19 protein-coding genes and 1 tRNA gene are annotated in these 18,529 nt (G+C 34.2%); 7 read left to right on the top strand and 13 right to left on the bottom strand.

The genetic code is table 11. The features are described 5' to 3' along the window. Window positions 1–237 precede the first annotated feature (237 nt). From HVS_RS05495 to HVS_RS05475, 5 genes are all read left to right on the top strand, one after another. Window positions 238–927 carry a DUF421 domain-containing protein gene (locus HVS_RS05495; RefSeq protein WP_101299987.1) on the top strand — a complete coding sequence of 230 codons (690 nt, stop codon included), beginning with the start codon at window positions 238–240 and terminating at the stop codon, window positions 925–927. Next, the gene (locus HVS_RS05490; protein WP_101299984.1) at window positions 927–1,316 is read left to right on the top strand and encodes a DUF4363 family protein; all 390 of its coding nucleotides are present in this window, start codon (window positions 927–929) and stop codon (window positions 1,314–1,316) included. Before HVS_RS05495 ends, HVS_RS05490 begins: the two co-directional genes overlap by 1 nt. Window positions 1,317–1,444: 128 nt before the next feature. After that, the gene (locus tag HVS_RS05485; protein WP_242971694.1) at window positions 1,445–2,884 is read left to right on the top strand and encodes an ISLre2 family transposase; all 1,440 of its coding nucleotides are present in this window, start codon (window positions 1,445–1,447) and stop codon (window positions 2,882–2,884) included. Between the two features lie 671 nt (window positions 2,885–3,555). Beyond that, window positions 3,556–3,632: transfer RNA gene (locus tag HVS_RS05480), tRNA-Val, on the top strand. 85 nt (window positions 3,633–3,717) lie between these two features. Next, window positions 3,718–4,476 carry an enoyl-ACP reductase FabI gene (locus tag HVS_RS05475; protein ID WP_101299979.1) on the top strand — a complete coding sequence of 253 codons (759 nt, stop codon included), beginning with the start codon at window positions 3,718–3,720 and terminating at the stop codon, window positions 4,474–4,476. An 83-nt stretch (window positions 4,477–4,559) separates the two neighbouring features. Here the strand turns inward: HVS_RS05475 and HVS_RS05470 are convergent, their stop codons facing one another. From HVS_RS05470 to HVS_RS05460, 3 genes are all read right to left on the bottom strand, one after another. Continuing rightward, window positions 4,560–5,441 (bottom strand): YegS/Rv2252/BmrU family lipid kinase, encoded by an 882-nt coding sequence (locus tag HVS_RS05470; RefSeq protein ID WP_101299977.1) that lies wholly within the window; start codon window positions 5,439–5,441, stop codon window positions 4,560–4,562. 156 nt (window positions 5,442–5,597) lie between these two features. Then, entirely contained in the window at window positions 5,598–6,719 is a 1,122-nt protein-coding gene (gene glgD / locus HVS_RS05465; RefSeq protein ID WP_101299975.1) for a glucose-1-phosphate adenylyltransferase subunit GlgD, read from the bottom strand. Next, complete coding sequence (locus HVS_RS05460) at window positions 6,716–7,996, bottom strand: glucose-1-phosphate adenylyltransferase (RefSeq protein ID WP_101299973.1); 1,281 nt, start codon at window positions 7,994–7,996, stop codon at window positions 6,716–6,718. Before HVS_RS05460 ends, glgD begins: the two co-directional genes overlap by 4 nt. Before the next feature lie 310 nt (window positions 7,997–8,306). Here HVS_RS05460 and HVS_RS05455 point away from each other — a divergent pair, with 310 nt between their 5' ends. Beyond that, on the top strand, window positions 8,307–8,921 hold the full coding sequence (locus HVS_RS05455) for a PilZ domain-containing protein (RefSeq protein ID WP_101299971.1): 615 nt from the start codon (window positions 8,307–8,309) through the stop codon (window positions 8,919–8,921). Between the two features lie 144 nt (window positions 8,922–9,065). Here the strand turns inward: HVS_RS05455 and ribH are convergent, their stop codons facing one another. From ribH to ribD, 4 genes are read right to left on the bottom strand one after another with little or no spacing between them, the layout of a single operon-like run. After that, window positions 9,066–9,530 carry a 6,7-dimethyl-8-ribityllumazine synthase gene (ribH, locus tag HVS_RS05450; RefSeq protein ID WP_101299969.1) on the bottom strand — a complete coding sequence of 155 codons (465 nt, stop codon included), beginning with the start codon at window positions 9,528–9,530 and terminating at the stop codon, window positions 9,066–9,068. Beyond that, window positions 9,523–10,764, bottom strand: coding sequence for a bifunctional 3,4-dihydroxy-2-butanone-4-phosphate synthase/GTP cyclohydrolase II (locus HVS_RS05445; RefSeq protein WP_207654802.1), 1,242 nt, complete (start codon window positions 10,762–10,764; stop codon window positions 9,523–9,525). Before HVS_RS05445 ends, ribH begins: the two co-directional genes overlap by 8 nt. 47 nt (window positions 10,765–10,811) lie before the next feature. Next, window positions 10,812–11,465 (bottom strand): riboflavin synthase, encoded by a 654-nt coding sequence (locus HVS_RS05440; protein ID WP_101299964.1) that lies wholly within the window; start codon window positions 11,463–11,465, stop codon window positions 10,812–10,814. Between the two features lie 21 nt (window positions 11,466–11,486). Further along, window positions 11,487–12,581, bottom strand: coding sequence for a bifunctional diaminohydroxyphosphoribosylaminopyrimidine deaminase/5-amino-6-(5-phosphoribosylamino)uracil reductase RibD (gene ribD, locus HVS_RS05435; RefSeq protein WP_101299961.1), 1,095 nt, complete (start codon window positions 12,579–12,581; stop codon window positions 11,487–11,489). 514 nt (window positions 12,582–13,095) lie between these two features. Between ribD and metF the strand changes: the two genes are divergently transcribed. After that, on the top strand, window positions 13,096–13,968 hold the full coding sequence (metF, locus tag HVS_RS05425) for a methylenetetrahydrofolate reductase [NAD(P)H] (protein ID WP_101299957.1): 873 nt from the start codon (window positions 13,096–13,098) through the stop codon (window positions 13,966–13,968). Between the two features lie 31 nt (window positions 13,969–13,999). Here the strand turns inward: metF and HVS_RS05420 are convergent, their stop codons facing one another. From HVS_RS05420 to minC, 6 genes are all read right to left on the bottom strand, one after another. After that, on the bottom strand, window positions 14,000–14,920 hold the full coding sequence (locus HVS_RS05420; RefSeq protein ID WP_242971725.1) for a site-2 protease family protein: 921 nt from the start codon (window positions 14,918–14,920) through the stop codon (window positions 14,000–14,002). Further along, on the bottom strand, window positions 14,895–15,842 hold the full coding sequence (locus tag HVS_RS05415; protein WP_157942992.1) for a M23 family metallopeptidase: 948 nt from the start codon (window positions 15,840–15,842) through the stop codon (window positions 14,895–14,897). Before HVS_RS05415 ends, HVS_RS05420 begins: the two co-directional genes overlap by 26 nt. 256 nt (window positions 15,843–16,098) lie before the next feature. After that, the gene (mgsA, locus tag HVS_RS05410) at window positions 16,099–16,494 is read right to left on the bottom strand and encodes a methylglyoxal synthase (protein WP_101299952.1); all 396 of its coding nucleotides are present in this window, start codon (window positions 16,492–16,494) and stop codon (window positions 16,099–16,101) included. Window positions 16,495–16,512: 18 nt separating this feature from the next. Next, window positions 16,513–16,797, bottom strand: a complete 285-nt coding sequence (gene minE, locus HVS_RS05405; RefSeq protein WP_101299949.1) for a cell division topological specificity factor MinE — start codon at window positions 16,795–16,797, stop codon at window positions 16,513–16,515. Between the two features lie 13 nt (window positions 16,798–16,810). Next, window positions 16,811–17,611, bottom strand: a complete 801-nt coding sequence (minD, locus tag HVS_RS05400) for a septum site-determining protein MinD (RefSeq protein ID WP_101299947.1) — start codon at window positions 17,609–17,611, stop codon at window positions 16,811–16,813. A 204-nt stretch (window positions 17,612–17,815) separates the two neighbouring features. Next, a complete protein-coding gene (minC, locus tag HVS_RS05395) occupies window positions 17,816–18,499 on the bottom strand; it encodes a septum site-determining protein MinC (protein ID WP_101299945.1) in 684 nt (227 codons plus the stop codon). Between the last annotated feature and the right edge of the window lie 30 nt (window positions 18,500–18,529).

Below are 18,529 nucleotides of genomic sequence, written 5' to 3'. Positions count from 1 at the left end.
TTTATTATATTGCATACTGTAATTTATGCCGGTTTTATTCCAATTTCATAAATATATCATAAATAGGGTAAAATATTTAAATAAGACTCATTATTAATTTAAATTGCTAACATTTTCATGTTTTTTAAACACCGTTTTTTGCAATAGTCTCCATTCCCGGCTAAGCCATAAATTCCTACACATTTTAAAATAAATACCTGGCAAAACTATTAATAATTATACAGAAAGGGTGATATAGTGCTGATATCTTTTGTCAGGACAGCAATATTATATTTACTTGTAATTATTGTAATGAGAATAATGGGAAAGCGTCAAATAGGGGAATTACAGCCTTTTGAACTTGTTATAGCCATAATGATATCTGACCTTGCATCCGTTGCAATGCAAAATACAGGAGTTCCATTGGTAAACGGAATTATTCCTATACTCACCCTTTTAGTGGCACAACTACTTTTTTCTTATATCGGGCTTAAAAGTGCCAAAACAAGGGCTATTATTTCAGGAAGACCCACTGTTTTAATTGAAAACGGCAAACTTAAAGAACAAGCTCTTAAAAAAGAGATGTTTACAATAAATGAGCTTTTAGAACAGTTAAGAATAAAAAATATATCCAACATTTCAGATGTGGAATTTGCCATACTGGAGACAAACGGACAGCTAAGCGTTATCCCTAAATCCCAAAAAAGACCTTTAAACCCTGAAGACCTTAATATTCAAACTGAGTATGAGGGTTTACCTCTTGATCTTATAGTGGACGGAAATGTAAATACAGCTAATTTAAAAACTGCAAATCTAGACGAGAAATGGCTGTCTGATGAACTGAAAAAATTTGGGGTGGAAAATATAAAAGACGTATTATTTGCAAGTTTAGATTCTTCCGGCAATTTATATTTTCAAGTTAAAGAAAAGAAAGGGGAGGATAATTAATGCACAATTTAAAAATTTTAGGAAGTATAGTGCTGGTTCTGGCATTAATAATCGGAGCATCATTTTTTGCTTCAAGAATCCTTGCAACATCCACCCTTGTAATAGAAGAAAAAATTCTTAAAACTGAAGCCAATATTTATGAGAAAAATTGGGAACCGGCTAAAAATAATCTTTTAGAAATTATAGAAAAGTGGCCTGAGACAGAAAAAAAATGGAGCATTCTACTGGACCATTCTGATATAGATGCAATCAGCACTTCTATATCAAGACTGTCTGTATATATAGACGCAAAGGATTCTACCTTGGCTTTAGCTGAAATAGCCTCCTTAAAGCAGCTTTTAAAAACCATCCCTGACAGGGAAGCACTGTCTTTGACTAATATTTTTTAATAATGATGTTAGCGTAAAGTTATTGTAGGGAATGAGACATAAAATACCATATATAATTGAAAAGAAGATGACATCCTGTTAAGATATTAATTAAGCAAAAATAATAAATAGAAAGGATGACATCTTCTATGTATAATAGTATACAACATTTTAATGAATTTGGGGTAAAAAGAATTGAAAAAAAGATAAAAAATTTTATTGAAGAAGGAAAAGACTTAGCTGATCTTGTTCTTGGTCTAAAAGAAGATTTATTTAAACTTGGACGCGATATACTTAAAGAAGTGCTTGAAGATATGGATGAATATTTCCGTAACTGTGAAATAAGGAAACAGTATTGGGAAATTATAAGAAAAGATAAAACAGCTATTTTAACGACATTTGGAACACTAAGTTATAACAGGACATATTTTAAGCATAAGGAAAATGGTAATAGACAACACCTAGTCGACAGGATTGTAGGTGTAGAACCACATGACAGAGTAAGTGCCGATGTTGTAATTAATGCAATAGATGAAGCAGCTGACAGCAGCTACAGAAAGGCAGGAGAAAAGGCGACATATATTGATGAAATCAGCAAACAAGCAGTGATGAATAAAATACATAATATTGAAATAGTTGAGCCTGAAATAAAAGTAGATAAAAAGAGAGAAGTAAAAATATTGTATGTTGAGGCCGATGAGGACCATGTAGCATTACAACAAAAAAGTATATTGAGACAGAATGAGAAGGGCAAGAGAAATACAATTATGCCAAAACTTGTATATGTGCATGAGGGAATTGACTTTGAAAAAAGTAATAAGAAGAGAAAAGTATTAAAGAATGTTCGATATTTTGGGGGAGTGTATAATAATTCAGAAAATTTGTGGCTTGAAGTATCGGAATACATATATAAACAATATGACGTTGATTTTTTAGAGACGGTGTATATATCAGGAGATGGGGCGTCATGGATAAGGCAAGGAGTTAACTGTCTTTCAAAAAGTAAATTTGTACTTGATAGATACCATCTTCAAAAATACGTAAGAGTTGCGACCACACATTTAAATGATGAAGCAATAAGCCAAGATTTACAGGAGGCTTTGAATTTATCTGATAAAAAAATGCTAACAAAGGTTTTTAAAAAGATAATTGAAAAGACAGGCGATAATGAAAATAAAATAAAGGCTATAAAAAATGCAAAGCGATATATTTTAAATAATTGGGATGGTATAGAAATAAGGTCAAACAGAGGAATAGTGGGTTGTAGTGCTGAAGGTCATGTGAGTCATGTATTTTCATCCCGTTTAAGTTCAAGACCTAAAGGCTGGTCGAGAAAAGGTGTAGAAAAGATGTCAAAGCTAATAATATACAAGAAGAATGGCGGTAAGGTATATGACATAGTTATGGCACAAAAACAAAAAAAGTTAGCAGCTAGTAGGCAAGAAATTCAGGAAAAATTAATTAAGGAATTAAAGAAGTCATCAAACAGGTATGAGAGTGTATGGAATAGTAATTTAACTGGTATTCATAAGGGGTGTAAAGCTGGTTTATATAAAGAATTAAGGCGTATTATAGGTATATGCGGATAGGGATGAGGTAATAATAAAGCAAAAATTACGGGAAAGTTTACAAGTAAGCCTATCCAATAGGAATTATACATATCTGGAAAAAAGACAAAGAAAAAGAAAAAACATAAAAAAAGAAAAAGAAAAGAAAAAAGCAAAACTTTAGTACCATGACCCGCGAAGTCCTACTACTTGTCAAGGCCGGGCTTTGCCCGCTTGTTTTAGCCTTGACAAAATGGAAAATGGTACAATAGAAATACTTTTTTCTTTTAAAAGTAGCGTTAAAATGTGAAGGAACATAGATAACAAAACGTACTAATTTGTCACAAGTATTGAGTAAAATGAATTCTTTATAGAAAGAAAGAGTTATATGGTATAATAGACAATAAGTTAGAGGAATTATAAAAGAAAATAAGGCTCAAAATGATGTAAAACACTTTCGTTACTAAGAGACCGTTATTTGAAATAGTTGCACAAATAAAAAATGGGATGCCATCTACTTTTCTTTTTCCTACAATAAATTGACGCTATCATAATGATTTTTACCATTGACACAAACAGGAATACGTTATAGAATGATTTGTGTATATACAATGTGTAGTACAATATAGATGTGCTCAATATATATGTACAAATGTACAAATGTGAATACATTGTATATACACTGTAAGTTTAAACTATTTATACTTAATTTCGGGCGATTAGCTCAGCTGGTTAGAGTACCACGTTGACATCGTGGGGGTCGATGGTTCGAGTCCATTATCGCCCACCAATGTTTTGTCAGTATCATGGGTGTTATATAGCCTTGATTTTTTACAAATTGCAAAAATAACTACTGGTAAAGGAGCGGTGTGATTATGGGAAATTTACTTGCCGGCAAGAATATTCTTGTTATGGGCGTAAGAAATAAGTGGAGTATAGCCTGGGGAATTGTAAATGCTGCAATTAATGAAGGTGCAAATATAATAATTACATACCAGGGGGAAAGAGAGAAAAAAGGTGCCTCAGAACTTGGCGCTGATTCCATATTCCAATGCGATATTTCTTCTGACCAGGACATAGATAATTTATTCGCTGCCATTAAAGAAAAATACGGCACAATCCACGGGGTTGTTCACAGTATAGCCCATGCTAATACAGAGGATTTACAAAATGATTTTATATACACCTCCAGAGAAGGCTTTGCCCATGCCATGGATGTCAGTGCATACTCCCTAGTGGCTGTAAGCCGCCGTGCAAAGGAGATAATGACAGAGGGAGGAAGTATAATAACTCTTACATACATGGGTTCTGAAAAGGTTTTTCCCGGATACAACGTTATGGGAGTTGCTAAGGCAGCCTTAGAAGCCAGCGTAAGATATTTGGCTTCGGATCTTGGACCATCCGGAATTAAAGTAAATGCTATTTCAGCAGGTCCTATAAAAACATTATCCGCCAAAGGAGTTAAAAACTTTGGAAGCATACTGGACACTGTGGAAGAAAAAGCCCCTCTTAGAAGAAACGTCACTACCGAAGACGTAGGCAAAACTGCCTTGTATCTTTTAAGTGATTTATCCAGTGGGGTAACCGGGGAAATCATTCATGTAGACAGCGGATATCATATAATGGGAATATAGTTGGGCAAAAAAGCAGCATTTTTGGACACAAGGATAGTGGTTAGGCAAAGGGACTGCTCTTTTAAAAAAGTGCAGTCCCTTTTTTAATTTGCAAATACTTCAATACTCCTTTGTACAAACTCTATATTAGCAGGTAAACAGTGTCCTTCTTCACCATCTATAGCCACTGCTATTTCGTCATAACTTTCTATAAAACATCTTTTTGTCTTTAGTTTAATTACATTCTTGTTGTCGTCCGGAATGCCCTTTCCCACAACTTTGAAAAAAATTGATGCCATATCAATAGGATTACAGTTTTTTATTATTACTACATCCATTAACCCGTCTGCATAATCTGCATCCTTGATTAAATTATTAAAACCGCCTGCCTGCACCCCGTTTAGTATAAAAAACAACAAAATTTCTTCTTCAAAAACTTCATCATCCGTTTCAAATTTCATTCTAAAGGATTTGAGGCTTCTAACCTCACTTAACGCCTTCAGATAGTAAGCAAAGGGTCCAAAGGTTTTTTTCAGCTCATTATGGGTGCTAAAGGACACATCCACAAAAGCCCCGCCTGCAAAAGAACTAAAAAAGTATTTCTTATCATTTACAAGACCTGCATCAACTTTTTTTGTTTTACCTTTTAGTATAATGTCTAAACAATCCTCTAATTTGTTGGGGATGTTTAGTATTGAAGCAAAATCATTACATGTTCCGGATGGAATTACCCCCATTGGAATTGCTAATTTCTCTTTCAAAATAATATTCCCAGCATAATTTATAGTCCCATCCCCTCCAGATGCTATTACAAAATCAAACTGCCCGCTCTTTAGCAGTTCTACAAGCTGTGTATGGTTTTTATTCAGCCTGTATGGCTGGAGCAAAATATCATTGGTTTGGAACCTGTAAACTATGTAATCTAATTTGTTTGGTAAACTTTGATCCCCCGAAATAGCATTATAAATAAGGATTGCTTTTTTCATACACATTCTACCTTTCTCTCTGTTTTTAAGCTTTTATAAAATTATATTACATAGCTGTACAACATTCAATACATATAAAAAGGGATTATTATTTTTACAAAATATAACAATCCCTTTTTGTATATAATTCTTAAGTTTTTAAACCATTGTATTTTTTTAAACCACTGTATTTTTACTTATAATTACCGGAAAAGTATCAGTTCCCTGAAGGCTGATTCCCTTTGTTATCCTGACATTTTTATCTACAATTAAGTGTTTTATATTTACACCTTCTTCTATTACAGAACCCTGCATTACTATGCTGTTTTTAATCACTGAATCCCTTTTAACTGTAACACCTCTAAAGAGTACCGAATCTATTACCGTTCCTTCAATTATACATCCGTCTGCAACTATGGAATTTTTTACTTCTGCCTCTTCATTATACTTTGCGGGGGATTCATCTTTAACTTTTGTATAGACACGGCCGTTTTCAACAAAAAGCTGGCGCCGGATTTCAGGATTTAACATCTCCATATTAATCCTGTAATATGCATTAATAGTACTTATATTTCTCCAATAACCGTCAAATCTATAACCATAAATTTTAAGCACATTCAGCTTTTTAATAAGAACATCCTTTACAAAATCATACTTTCCATGGGCTGCACATTCCTGCAGCAAAGAAATCAAAAGTTCTCTTTTTAAAATATATATTCCCATTGAACAAATTGTTGTTGGCGGGTTTTTATGCTTTTCACGGAAATCAGTTATCCGTCCTGTTTCATCCACATCTAAATTCCCCATATACTGCAATTCCTCATAGGGGAAATCATACATATCTCTATAAGCAATGGTTATATCTGCATTTTTCTCAATATGATAATTAAGCATGTCATCAAAGAGCATTTTATAAACACAGTTGCCTTGGGCAACAACTACATATTCTTCAAAACTTCTCTCTAAAAAAGTAATATTGTGAACCATGGCATCTGCACTTCCCTGATACCATCCTGAGTTTTCACCTGAAAGATACGGAGGAAATACAAACAGCCCCTCATTTCTCCTGTCTAAGTCCCATTCCTTTCCTGAACCCAAATGGTCCATTAATGAGCGGAAGCTGTACTGGGTAAGCACTCCTATATTGGTTATTCCTGAATTGACCATATTTGATAAAACAAAATCTATCATTCTATATTTCCCACCTACCGGAACAGCTGTACTTGAACGGTGCTCAGCCAGCTCTTTCAATCTGTCATTCTTGCCGCCGGTAAGAATTATTCCCATTGTACTTTTCATTCACACTCTCCTCCCTTCAATATGCTCTCTCCTGACTCAATATCTAAAGAACAATAATCTTCAGGGGTAATATGGGTGTCTATAACTACATTTTTTCCAATTCTGCAATTATCGGGAATTTCTGCCTTTTCTCCTACAACTGATATACCAGAATGATATAATTCCGGTTTTAACTTGTTCACTATATTTTCACCAACTCCCACCACTACATTGTTTCCAACCCTTACGTTTTCGCCTATTATACTTTGCTTTATAAAGGTGTTTTTTCCTATAACACTGTCTATCATGACAATTGAGTCTTCAATTTCAGCACCTTCATCTATATAAACTCCCGGGAAAATTACAGAGTTTTTTACTTTTCCATAAATCATACAGCCTTCTGCTACAATGGATTTTTTTACACTTCCATTAGGTCCTATATAATGGGCGGGTTTCACATGATTAAAAGTGTATATTTTCCATGCAGGATCAAAAAGATTAAAATCCGGTACCCTGCTGATAAGATCCATATTAGACTCCCAATAAGCCTGTATAGTTCCCACGTCTCTCCAATACCCGCTAAATCTATACGCCCACATACTTCTATTTTCACTAAGCATCATAGGAATTATATTTTTTCCAAAATCATGACTTGAGTTAGGATTTTCATTATCACGGATAAGATATTCCTTTAAAACTTCCCACGTAAATATGTAAATTCCCATTGAGGCAAGATTACTTTTAGGGTTTTGTGGTTTTTCCTCAAATTCATATATTCTGCGGTCCTCATGAGTATTCATAATACCGTATCTGCTTGCTTCCTCCCAGGGGACATTTATTACAGAAATTGTGGCATCTGCATTGTTTTCTTTGTGAAAGTCAAGCATTTTTGAATAATCCATTTTATAAATATGGTCACCTGATAAAATTACAACATATTTAGGCGAATATTTATCTACATAATGAATATTTTGAAAAACAGCATTTGCAGTACCTTTATACCACTCTCCTCTTTCTGCTTTGAGATAAGGTGATAATATGGTAACTCCTCCGTTTATCCTGTCCATATCCCAAGGTTTCCCAATGCCGATATGTGCATTGAGTTCATGGGGTTGGTACTGTGTCAATACTCCTACCGTGTCAATATCAGAATTGACACAGTTGCTCAAAGTGAAATCAATTATCCTGTATTTTGCTCCGTACAAAACAGCTGGTTTTGCTATGTTTTTTGTTAGTACGCCTAATCTGCTTCCCTGACCTCCGGCTAGCAGTAAGGCAATAATCTCCTTATTTTGCATTGAATCCCCCCAACTTGTTTGAATATAATTATTGTATTCTATATTGAAGTATTTAATCCTTTAAAATTTTCGCATAATTTTCGCATAAATATTAATTTGTAAATAAAATAAAAATTTTAGTATCAAAAAAATCAAATAAATATGTTAAATATTCGTAATTAATGTTATAATGTAATTATAATATCAACATCTTTTTAACAAGCAGCAGACATTAATGGCTTTATCAATAAGAACTATATTTTTTTAGCTTCACCTAAAATACAAATAAATACAACATCTACAAACTTCTAAGATATTGGAGTGATAAAATATGGAATTAAAAACAGGTGCTCTTGTATCAATCAGGCATTTCTCCGGAACAAAATTATTTAAAAGTCTGGTCACTGAATCTAGCGGTGATACCGTTTGCGTCAAGCTTGTTGAAGACATCGCCCTTTTAAATTGCTCAATAGGAGATCCGATAGTTCTTGGTCATGAACAGAAGGATGAAATTTACATATCCAGTTGCACCCTTCTGGGTATGGACAAATCCAAAAACACATTAAAGGTTAAAATTGACAGCTTTGAGAAAACCACAAATAAAAGATTATTCGTAAGATTTCCAGTTTCTATTTATGCAGAGGCAACAATCGGACAATCTAAGACAAAAAATCTTGCCATGGTAAAAAATATTAGTTTTAATGGCATGATGGTACATTCAAAACATGAATTTCCTTTATATCAGGAATTAAATTTTGATTTACACGTTGGTATTACCATTAAATTGAAAGCTGTTGTCATTAGAAAAACCAAAGACACTCATAACTACGAATACGGACTGAAAATTATTTATACCGATGTACATACGCCTAATTTATTAAAGAAGTATCTTTTACTTCTTAAAAAAGAACAGGAAGAATTTTTAAAAAAATTTAAGGAAAATTAAAAACACCTTCAGGTGGACAGTATTCTGCCTGAAGGTTTAAAATACAACGGAAATTTCAATATTATAAAATTTCAATATACTACATTTAATATTGATTATATTCAATATTATAAAAGTCCGTATTCAATATCTATATTCAAAATATTATAAAAGCTTCAATAAATTTGTCATCTCAATAGCTGTTACTGCTGCCTCATAGCCTTTATTCCCGGCTTTTGTACCAGCTCTTTCTATTGCCTGCTCAATTGTGTCTGTTGTAAGCACTCCAAACACCACCGGCATACCCTCGTCTAAAGATACTTTTGCAATTCCCTTTGACATTTCATTTGCAACGTAATCAAAATGAGGTGTACTTCCTCTTATCACTGCCCCAATACAAATTATTGCATGGTATTTTTGGGATTTTGCCATTTTTTGAGCCATTAATGGGATTTCAAAGGCTCCCGGCACCCAGAAAACTTCAATGTCTGACTCCTCAGCACCATGCCTTACAAGTCCGTCTATAACGCCGTCTAGAAGTTTGCCACTTATAAATTCATTAAAACGCCCAACTACCACTCCGAATTTTAAACCTGTTGCAATAAGCTTTCCATGATTCATCTTAACCATTTTTGTTGTCCTCCTTATCCTCTTTTGAAATTAAACTTGACAGCATATGTCCCATTTTTTCTTTTTTTGTCATTAGGTAAAATTTATTAACATTATTTTCTTTTATTTCAATTGGAACTCTTTCAACTAATTCTAAACCATGCCCTTTTAGCCCTACCAGTTTTTTAGGGTTATTTGTAAGAAGTTTTATTTTCTTCAAACCAAGGTCTTTTAATATTTGAGCTCCAATTCCATACTCCCTTAAATCTGCCGGAAAACCCAACAATATATTAGCCTCTACAGTATCTTTTCCCTCATCTTGAAGCTCATAAGCCTTCACCTTATTAACAAGACCTATTCCTCTGCCCTCCTGACGCATGTATAAAAGAACGCCTCTTCCTTCTTCATTTATCTTTTTTAAAGCGACTTCCAGCTGCTCACCACAGTCACACCTTAAAGAATGAAAGGCATCTCCTGTTAAGCATTCTGAATGAACTCTCACCAGCACCGGCTCATCTGTACCGGAAATATCACCTTTTACCAACGCCACATGATGTTCCCCGTTAATAGCATTTTCATATGCAACAATTTTAAATTCCCCATACTTTGTAGGCATTTTTGCCTCTGCAGCCTTTTTAATAAGTTTTTCAGTATTTCGTCTATAGCTTATAATATCTGCAATTGTAATAATTTTTAGATTATGTTTTTTCACATACTCCATCAGTTGGGGAACTCTTGCCATTGTGCCGTCCTCATTCATTATTTCGCATATTACCCCTGCAGGATAAAGACCTGCCATTTTAGCCAAATCCACAGCAGCTTCTGTGTGTCCTGCCCTTTTTAAAACCCCGCCTTCCACGGCAACTAGGGGGAAAACATGCCCCGGCCTCAAAAAATCCTCAGCTTTTGCATCTTTGTTGGCAAGTTCCTTTATTGTCTTAGCCCTTTCGAAAGCAGAAATGCCTGTAGTGGTATCCTTATGGTCCACAGTAACGGTAAAAGCGGTTTTCATACGTTCCTTATTTTTTTCAACCATAAGATCAAGCTTTAGCTCCTCCGCCCTGGCTTTGGTCAATGGTGCACAAATCATTCCCCTGCCATAAGTTGCCATAAAATTTATACTCTCAGGGGTGGCCTTTTCTGCCGCCATCACTAAGTCCCCTTCATTTTCCCTGTCCTCATCATCAACTACAACTACCATCTTTCCCTGTTTTATATCTTCTATGGCCTCTTCTACTTTATTAAACTTCAACATAAATCCTCCCTTCTGTGCTACACCAAATTACTGTGCCACATCCTCTTTTAAGCAAATCCGTACTTTTTTAAAAAATCCAAATCTATCTTTTTTCCCGGCTCACTGTCCCTGACATCTATACTTAGCAGTTTTTCTATATATTTTCCTATTATATCACATTCTATATTTATTATATCCCCGTATTTTTTGTTTTTAAGGGTGGTCATTTCTGCTGTAAGGGGTATTAATGAAACCCTGAAGTTACTCTCCCCCACACCTGCAATTGTAAGACTGGTTCCGTCCAGTGCCACCGAGCCTTTTTGAACTATGTATTTTAATATATTCGGACTTGCAGTAATCTCAAGCCATATTGCATTGTCTTCCTCCCACCTGTTTACAACTTTCCCGGTACCATCAATATGCCCTGTTACAATATGCCCGCCCAATCGGTCTCCCAGCCTTAAGGCCCTTTCAAGATTTACTTTTCCTCCAACCTTTAAGCTTCCCAAATTTGTCTTTCTCATAGTCTCAGGCATAGCATCAGCAATAAAACTTTTGTCTGTAAACTCTGTAACAGTAAGGCATATACCGTTTACAGCTATACTGTCCCCTACCTTTGCATCCTGTATAACTTTTTCACACCAAACAGTCAATTTAATTGATTGACTTGACGGTATTATTTCCTTTAGTGTTCCTATTTCTTCAACAATACCAGTAAACATTTCCTTCACCTGTTTCTTGTTTTATTTCTCAAGGTATCCTTCAATTAGTATATCATTCCCAAACTCTTTTACCGAAACATTTTTTATTTCCAACGCATCTTCCATTTTATCTATTCCACAACCTTCAACGGGAGTAACAGCATTTTTTCCTCCCACTATCTTTGGTGCTATAAAAAACATAACTTTATCCACTATTTTTGAAGAAATAGCATAGCTGTTAAGGGTTCCCCCTCCCTCCAGCAATATGCTGTCTATATTAATTTTATATAGTTCATCCATTAATAATTTTAAGTCCACATGTTCGCCTTCTGTTTTTATTATTTTTACACCCTTTTCCGTCAATCTTTTCTCTTTGTCTTTATCAATGGATAAAGTGGTGGCAAGTATAGCAGGTGCTTTTGACGAGGAATTAAATACATTGCTGTCCTCAGGCACAATTCCCTTGCCGTCTACAATAATCCTTACAGGGTCTTTTCCTTCCTTATTCTCAAGCCTTGTAGTTAAAAAAGGATTATCCTTTATTACAGTGTTTGAACCCACCATTATAGCCGACACCCTGTCTCTTATAATATGCACGTATCTTCTTGCCTCGGTACCTGTAATCCACTTAGAACTTCCTGTAAAAGTTGCAATTTTCCCGTCTAAAGTCATGGCGGTTTTCATAATTACAAAAGGCTTTTTATTTACCACATAATTTATAAATATCTCATTTAAAGCCTTTGCCTCTTTTTCCATTACCCCTACTTCAACTTCTACCCCTGCTTCTTTTAAAATATTCACACCTTTTCCTGAAACTTTAGGATTTGGGTCTATCATTGCCACAACAACTTTTTTTATTCCGGCTTCTATAATTGCCTTCACGCAGGGCGGGGTTCTTCCGTAATGGGAGCAAGGCTCTAAATTTACATACATTGTACTTCCGGCAACAGAAGTGTCGGCATTATTAATTGCACAAACTTCCGCATGACTTCCTCCTACCACTTCATGAAACCCTTCAGAAATAATTTTGCCGTCTTTTACAATGACAGCACCTACAAGAGGATTTGGATTTGTTCTTCCCCATCCTTTTTTTGCTAACTCTATGGCTCTTTTCATATAATTTTCATGACTTCGCATAAAAAAACCCCATTCTGTATAATAACAACGCCTTTTAGCCAGGAATCTCCAGCTTCTTTTACCTTTGTAAGAGTAAAGATAAACAATATATTAACCATATCCCGGACACAAAAAACAATAAAAAAGACAATAAAATAGAAAAACCTTCCTTTTAAGAAGGTTCTCATAAACGTAAATTTGCCCCTTTAAGGTTTTTTTAAAGCTTGCCTGTTAAAAAGGCGTTTTTAAACTTATCTTGCTATTATAATACTATTCTCAATATAATTTGTCAAGGTTAAATTGCTAAACAAAATACATGTATCTTTAATGCAAGGGGCTTTTCCTTTTTGAGAGTTTCCTGCATGAATTTCCTATAATTTATAACGAAATTTTAATTGTATTTAAATGTACTTTAAATATCTGTCATTATCTTTGGCTGTATATAAATGTACTTAAATATACTTGACAGTAGATGTTTTTATGATATAATTTTTGTAGTAAATGTTCCAAATACATATAAAAGAGGAGATTAGAGATGAGACTTATTGATTTATTTAAAACCAAAAAACCTGTTATTTCCTTTGAAATATTTCCACCTAAACTTGATATGCCTTTAGATTCCATATATGACAAATTAGAAGATTTTAAAAAGCTAAAACCTGATTTTATAAGTGTAACTTACGGAGCGGGAGGCAGTGCCAAAGACCGTACCATTGAAATTGCATCAAAAATAAAAAAAGACTACAAAATAGAAAGTATGGCGCACTTTACATGTGTGGGACATTCTAAAGAAGAAATAGATTCACTTATAGATTCTTTAGAAAATGAAGGGTTGGAAAATGTATTGGCCCTAAGGGGAGACCCACCCAGAGACCAGCCTGATTTCGATTTCAGTAAAAATGTATACCAATATGCAAGCCAACTGATAGAGCATATTAAAAAAAGAAGCAACCTATGCATAGCTGCTGCTGCCTATGCTGAAGGACATGTAGACAGCCCCCGCATTAAAGATGACCTTATAAATTTAAAAAACAAAGTGGATACCGGGGTTGACTTCTTGGTTACACAGCTATTTTTTGACAACAGAATATTTTATGACTTTTTAGACAGAGCCATTTCTTTAGGAATTACCTGCCCTGTAACGCCTGGTATAATGCCTGTTTTTAGAGCAGACCAGATAAAAAGAATTGCATCTCTTTGCGGTGCGTCAATTCCTGCACAATTGGTTATTATCATGGATAAATACGGCGGTAATCCTGATGATATGTTAAAAGCAGGTATAGAATATGCATGTATGCAAATACAGGATTTAATAGACAACGGAGTGGACGGCATCCATCTTCTAACCATGAACAGGGCTAAATCCACAAGAAAAATCCTTGAAAATCTCAACTTACTTCAAAAATAAGAATAAAATTTCATAATCTTAAAACTCCACTTCAAAGTGGAGTTTTTTTGCAGTCTTCAAACAAGTCTTTAAAAGAAATCTGTGTATTGTACTTAATTGCATAGTCTAAAACCTCTTTTTCCGTAACCACATCAATCAACTTCATATTTTCATCAAGTACATATATAATGTGGAATCTATCAAAATCCATACTCTTTATAACATCACCTAAACTCTTTGTCTCCATCACAGCCAACTCCCTTACAGGATATATGCCTTTCTTTTTAAATCTTGAACCCCTGTATACAAGATTTTTTACATTCATTAACGCTACCTCCGTTTTATTATTTTTAAAATTAAATAAAAGATATATAACCAAAACCAATAGGCTTATATTATAACCGCTGGTGATGTATTGAAGTGTTCCTAAAAAAGACATCAATATTAAGAATACCAGGGATATTCTCCTTATGTACTTCGAAGTTTTAAAAAAACCCAGTTTTGTTTCAAGAATATCTTTTAACAGCTTCCCTCCGTCTAAAGGGTATACAGGCAGCAAATTAAATACTGCCAGTGAAATATTTGCATAGATAAAAAAAAGCATATCATACAAACAATATGCTTTTAAAATGAAACATACAGTGAAAAACAGAAGGTTCGCAATGGGACCGCTTATATTTATTAAACAGCGCTTTACCAAAGACAAATAATTATATTTAATTTCAGCATGTATTCCTATTGGCAATATTTTAACTGACTGTAATTTAGCTTTCATTAATTTTGACGTAAAAATATGGGCTAATTCATGAACTGTCATGGAAAAATATATAATACAGTATTGGGGAAAATAATTAAAATATACCATTAACGGGACAAAAACAATAAACAAAGGATTTACTCTTACTTTAACATATTTTTTTATTTTACCATTATTCTCATTATCTATTTTATACATCTTGCTTATTAGTAACATCAATATAATCTAATGGATTTACAGGTATATCATCTTTAAGGAATATTAAATAAAGGGACGGGATTTTAAAATTAGCAGTATTCCCCACTCTTGCTATGACATCTCCCTTACTAATGTATTGACCTTTTTCTACTAACAACTCTGAACAGTTAGAATATATTACCCTTAGATTCTTTTTATGTTTCACCTCTATAAATTTGCCCCTCTCTAAGTCCTCCCCAACTTCCAATACTTCCCCGTTATGAGCTGCCCTTATAGGAGTTCCTGCTTCAGCTTCTATATTGATGCCTGTATGATAATCTTCAGTACCATTTGATGATTCTTTCTTTTCCCCAAAAAAGCAGGATACCGTCCCTCCAACAGGAATAACAAATAAATGCTCATCTTCAACGCTATAGCTTATGCTGTCAACCCTTTTTTCTTCTGAAAACTCCCCGTAATATATATTGTTTTCATCCATGCTTAAAACTTTATAATCATCACTTGCAAAATCCCCATTTGCAACATCACTGTTTACATTTATAGCCTCATTATTATCACGGGCATTACCACCATATGGATTATCACCGGATATGGCAATTTGCTTTTCATCTTCTTTAACATTTTCATCTTTTTCATGATTTTTTTCATCTGCTTTTTGAATAAAATTGTCCATTTTGTAAAGAAAATCTTTGATATCAACATTATAAGACAGTATACCTGTTATTTTATTTTCAATATAATTTGTAACAGGGCTGTCTGCCACTTTTATGATTACTGCAAAGACTGCCAGAAAAATACACAAAGCCGTCTGCAATATAATCTTTTGAATTATATTAAAGGATTTCCTTCCATGTCTCTTTTGCCTCTTAACTTTTCTCGTCCTTCTCCTGTATCGGACTGACTGTCCTGGGTATCTGTTTCTTATCATAATATCTTCCACTTGTACAGCACTTCCTCTTGTTGTGAAATTTTTATTACAGTAAATTATATTTTTTATTTTGAGGAATATTACAAAAACCTCTTTTAAATAATAAAAGAGGTTTTTTCTATAATTGTCTTTTGCCATAGCTATTTTATATGCAAATTAATTCTTTGCAGTTTATATATAATTAGTTTTAATAATTGGTTTATATATAATTAATTTATATATAATTTAAATATATATAAATTAAAATTTAACTAATTTGTCAGCTAATTTACTTATTAATTAGTTCTCTCCAATCTAAATCCCCTCTTTCCAGACCTTTTATCAGCATCTCAGCTGTCCCAAGGTTTGTAGCAAAGGGAATGTTGTTCATATCACATAATTTAAGCAGGTAGTTTACATCTGGTTCGTCAGATTTAGCAGTTAAAGGGTCTCTGAAAAAGATAACAAGATCCAATTCGTTATAAGCAGCCCTGGCTCCTATCTGCTGCTCTCCCATTAATCCAGGAAGGAACTTTTCTATTTTAAGACCTGCTGACTCGACGATTACCGCTCCAGTAGTCCCGGTAGCAAAAAGATTGTGTTTTTCAAGTATATTCTTATAGGCAATACAAAATGACACCATTAATTCTTTTTTCTTATCATGAGCAATTAAGGCTATATTCATATTATCATTCCAAACCGTCTATTTACCGCTGTTCTTTACTTTTCTAATGGGTATATTTGCCACCAAAGCAGGAACAACCCCGTCCCCTTCTTCTGCTTTTGTCCTTGTCATCTTAATATCCAAAGCGTCCTCATCCACATCCATGTAATTTGAAATAACTTTTATTATTTCTCCTTTTACCATTTCTAAAAACTGAGGAGAAACATTTGCCCTGTCGTGAATTAGCACCAGCTTAAGCCTTTCCTTTGCAAAATCTTTAGACTTTTTAGGTTTGCCAAATAACTTAGATAAATCTAAGAACATAATTTTCCTCCTCTCAGTTTGCCTTCAAACCAAATAACTTCTTTATCTTAAACATGAAACCTTCTTCATTCTCTAAGTTTAGCAGCGGAACATCCTGTCCCATTATTCTTTTTGTTATTGACCTGTAAGCCTGTCCTGCAAGAGATTTGTTGTCCACCACAGCAGGCTCTCCCTTATTTGTGGATACAATTATTTTCTTATCATCAGGAACAACACCTATAAGATCAATTGCCAAAATATCAATAATATCGTCTATAGACATCATATCCCCGCGCTTCACCATGTCCTGACGTACCCTGTTTATAAGAAGTTTTGGATTTCTAACTTCATTAGCTTCTAAAAGACCTATTATCCTGTCTGCATCCCTGACAGCAGATACTTCAGGAGTTGTAACCACTATAGCCCTGTTTGCCCCTGCAATTGCATTTTTAAAACCCTGCTCTATACCTGCAGGACAATCCACCAGTATATAGTCAAATTCCTGCTTTAATTCCTCACACAAATTAAGCATTTGTTCCGGAGTAATAGCAGACTTGTCTCTGGTTTGAGCTGCCGGTAAAAGATACAAACCAGTATATCTCTTATCCTTTATCAATGCCTGTTTTAACCTGCATGTGCCTTCAACAACATCTACAATGTCGTACACAATTCTATTCTCAAGTCCCATTACCACGTCTAAATTTCTAAGCCCTATATCTGTATCAAGTAAAACCACCTTTTTACCCTCTAGTGCTAGACCTGTTCCTATATTAGCAGTAGAAGTAGTTTTACCAACCCCGCCTTTTCCTGAAGTTATTACTATAACCTCTCCCATTTATGTTTACCTCCCAACATGTAATCGATTAAGAATGTTTAAAGCAAAAGATACTATGCATTTAGGTTTAAAGAGCATTAATTTTATTTATTTTACAGAAAAATTTTATAAACCCTCACCTAAACTATATATATCTTTTAACAATTTGTCAATTACACAATTTATCATTTTTTCAGTTTTTTCATTCTTTTAAGTTTAAAATATTCAGCCTTTAGAAGGCAGATATCTGTCAATATACACAAAATTGTCTTTTATATAAGCCATTTCAGGTATAAATTGGTTTTCAATTTGCTTATCATCCGGTGAGCGGGTAATTACATCTGCTATTCTAAGTTGGGTTGGGTTTAAATTCAAAGCAACAACTATAGCCTCCCTGTTGCCGTCAGAACCTGCATGAACAATCCCCCTCAAAGAACCCATAACCACCACATTTCCAGCCGCTATTACTTCACCTCCTGGATTTACATCCCCTATAACCACTATGTTGCCGTCAAAGCGCAGCAGCTGTCCTGAGCGTACTGTACCTCTGTGAAACTTTGTAATCCCTTCTTCAATGCCTTTAAAATAAAAGTTACTCATCTTAATTATTGGATGCGGCTTTGCAGCAGGTTCTCTTTTTACTTCCACAGGTATATTTGTGTCTTTTTCAAAACTTGTAATTTTTGCCCCGCTCTTGTTTTTCAAAATTTCAAATATTTTGTTTTCTTCCTCCTCTGAAAGCTTTTTCCCCCTATATTTAACTTTTAGGTCAGCACCTTTAAAAAATCTTTCATTAGAAGAAATTTTAAACTCCATCTCCTCTAAAATAGTCTCAAAATCTGCTTCTTCTTTCATAATAACAATTAAACTGTCCGATGTGCCCTTAAAAACTATACTGTTGTTCCTCATTTTTACTTCCTCCATATAATATAACATTTA

Source organism: Acetivibrio saccincola, assembly GCF_002844395.1.
Taxonomy (GTDB): Bacteria; Bacillota; Clostridia; order Acetivibrionales; family Acetivibrionaceae; genus Herbivorax; species Herbivorax saccincola.
The sequence above is the reverse complement of the archived record's forward strand: the minus strand, read 5'-3'. Positions and strand labels throughout refer to the sequence as shown.

Excerpts from the sequence above, each read along its gene's own strand:
- HVS_RS05490 (WP_101299984.1), top strand. The coding sequence starts at position 927 with ATGCACAATTTAAAAATTTTAGGAAGTATAGTGCTGGTTCTGGCATTA.
- HVS_RS05485 (WP_242971694.1), top strand. The coding sequence starts at position 1,445 with ATGTATAATAGTATACAACATTTTAATGAATTTGGGGTAAAAAGAATT.
- HVS_RS05475 (WP_101299979.1), top strand. The coding sequence starts at position 3,718 with ATGGGAAATTTACTTGCCGGCAAGAATATTCTTGTTATGGGCGTAAGA.
- HVS_RS05470 (WP_101299977.1), bottom strand. The coding sequence starts at position 5,441 with ATGAAAAAAGCAATCCTTATTTATAATGCTATTTCGGGGGATCAAAGT.
- glgD (WP_101299975.1), bottom strand. The coding sequence starts at position 6,719 with ATGAAAAGTACAATGGGAATAATTCTTACCGGCGGCAAGAATGACAGA.
- HVS_RS05460 (WP_101299973.1), bottom strand. The coding sequence starts at position 7,996 with ATGCAAAATAAGGAGATTATTGCCTTACTGCTAGCCGGAGGTCAGGGA.
- HVS_RS05455 (WP_101299971.1), top strand. The coding sequence starts at position 8,307 with ATGGAATTAAAAACAGGTGCTCTTGTATCAATCAGGCATTTCTCCGGA.
- ribH (WP_101299969.1), bottom strand. The coding sequence starts at position 9,530 with ATGGTTAAGATGAATCATGGAAAGCTTATTGCAACAGGTTTAAAATTC.
- HVS_RS05445 (WP_207654802.1), bottom strand. The coding sequence starts at position 10,764 with ATGTTGAAGTTTAATAAAGTAGAAGAGGCCATAGAAGATATAAAACAG.
- HVS_RS05440 (WP_101299964.1), bottom strand. The coding sequence starts at position 11,465 with ATGTTTACTGGTATTGTTGAAGAAATAGGAACACTAAAGGAAATAATA.
- ribD (WP_101299961.1), bottom strand. The coding sequence starts at position 12,581 with ATGCGAAGTCATGAAAATTATATGAAAAGAGCCATAGAGTTAGCAAAA.
- metF (WP_101299957.1), top strand. The coding sequence starts at position 13,096 with ATGAGACTTATTGATTTATTTAAAACCAAAAAACCTGTTATTTCCTTT.
- HVS_RS05420 (WP_242971725.1), bottom strand. The coding sequence starts at position 14,920 with ATGTTACTAATAAGCAAGATGTATAAAATAGATAATGAGAATAATGGT.
- mgsA (WP_101299952.1), bottom strand. The coding sequence starts at position 16,494 with ATGAATATAGCCTTAATTGCTCATGATAAGAAAAAAGAATTAATGGTG.
- minE (WP_101299949.1), bottom strand. The coding sequence starts at position 16,797 with ATGTTCTTAGATTTATCTAAGTTATTTGGCAAACCTAAAAAGTCTAAA.
- minD (WP_101299947.1), bottom strand. The coding sequence starts at position 17,611 with ATGGGAGAGGTTATAGTAATAACTTCAGGAAAAGGCGGGGTTGGTAAA.
- minC (WP_101299945.1), bottom strand. The coding sequence starts at position 18,499 with ATGAGGAACAACAGTATAGTTTTTAAGGGCACATCGGACAGTTTAATT.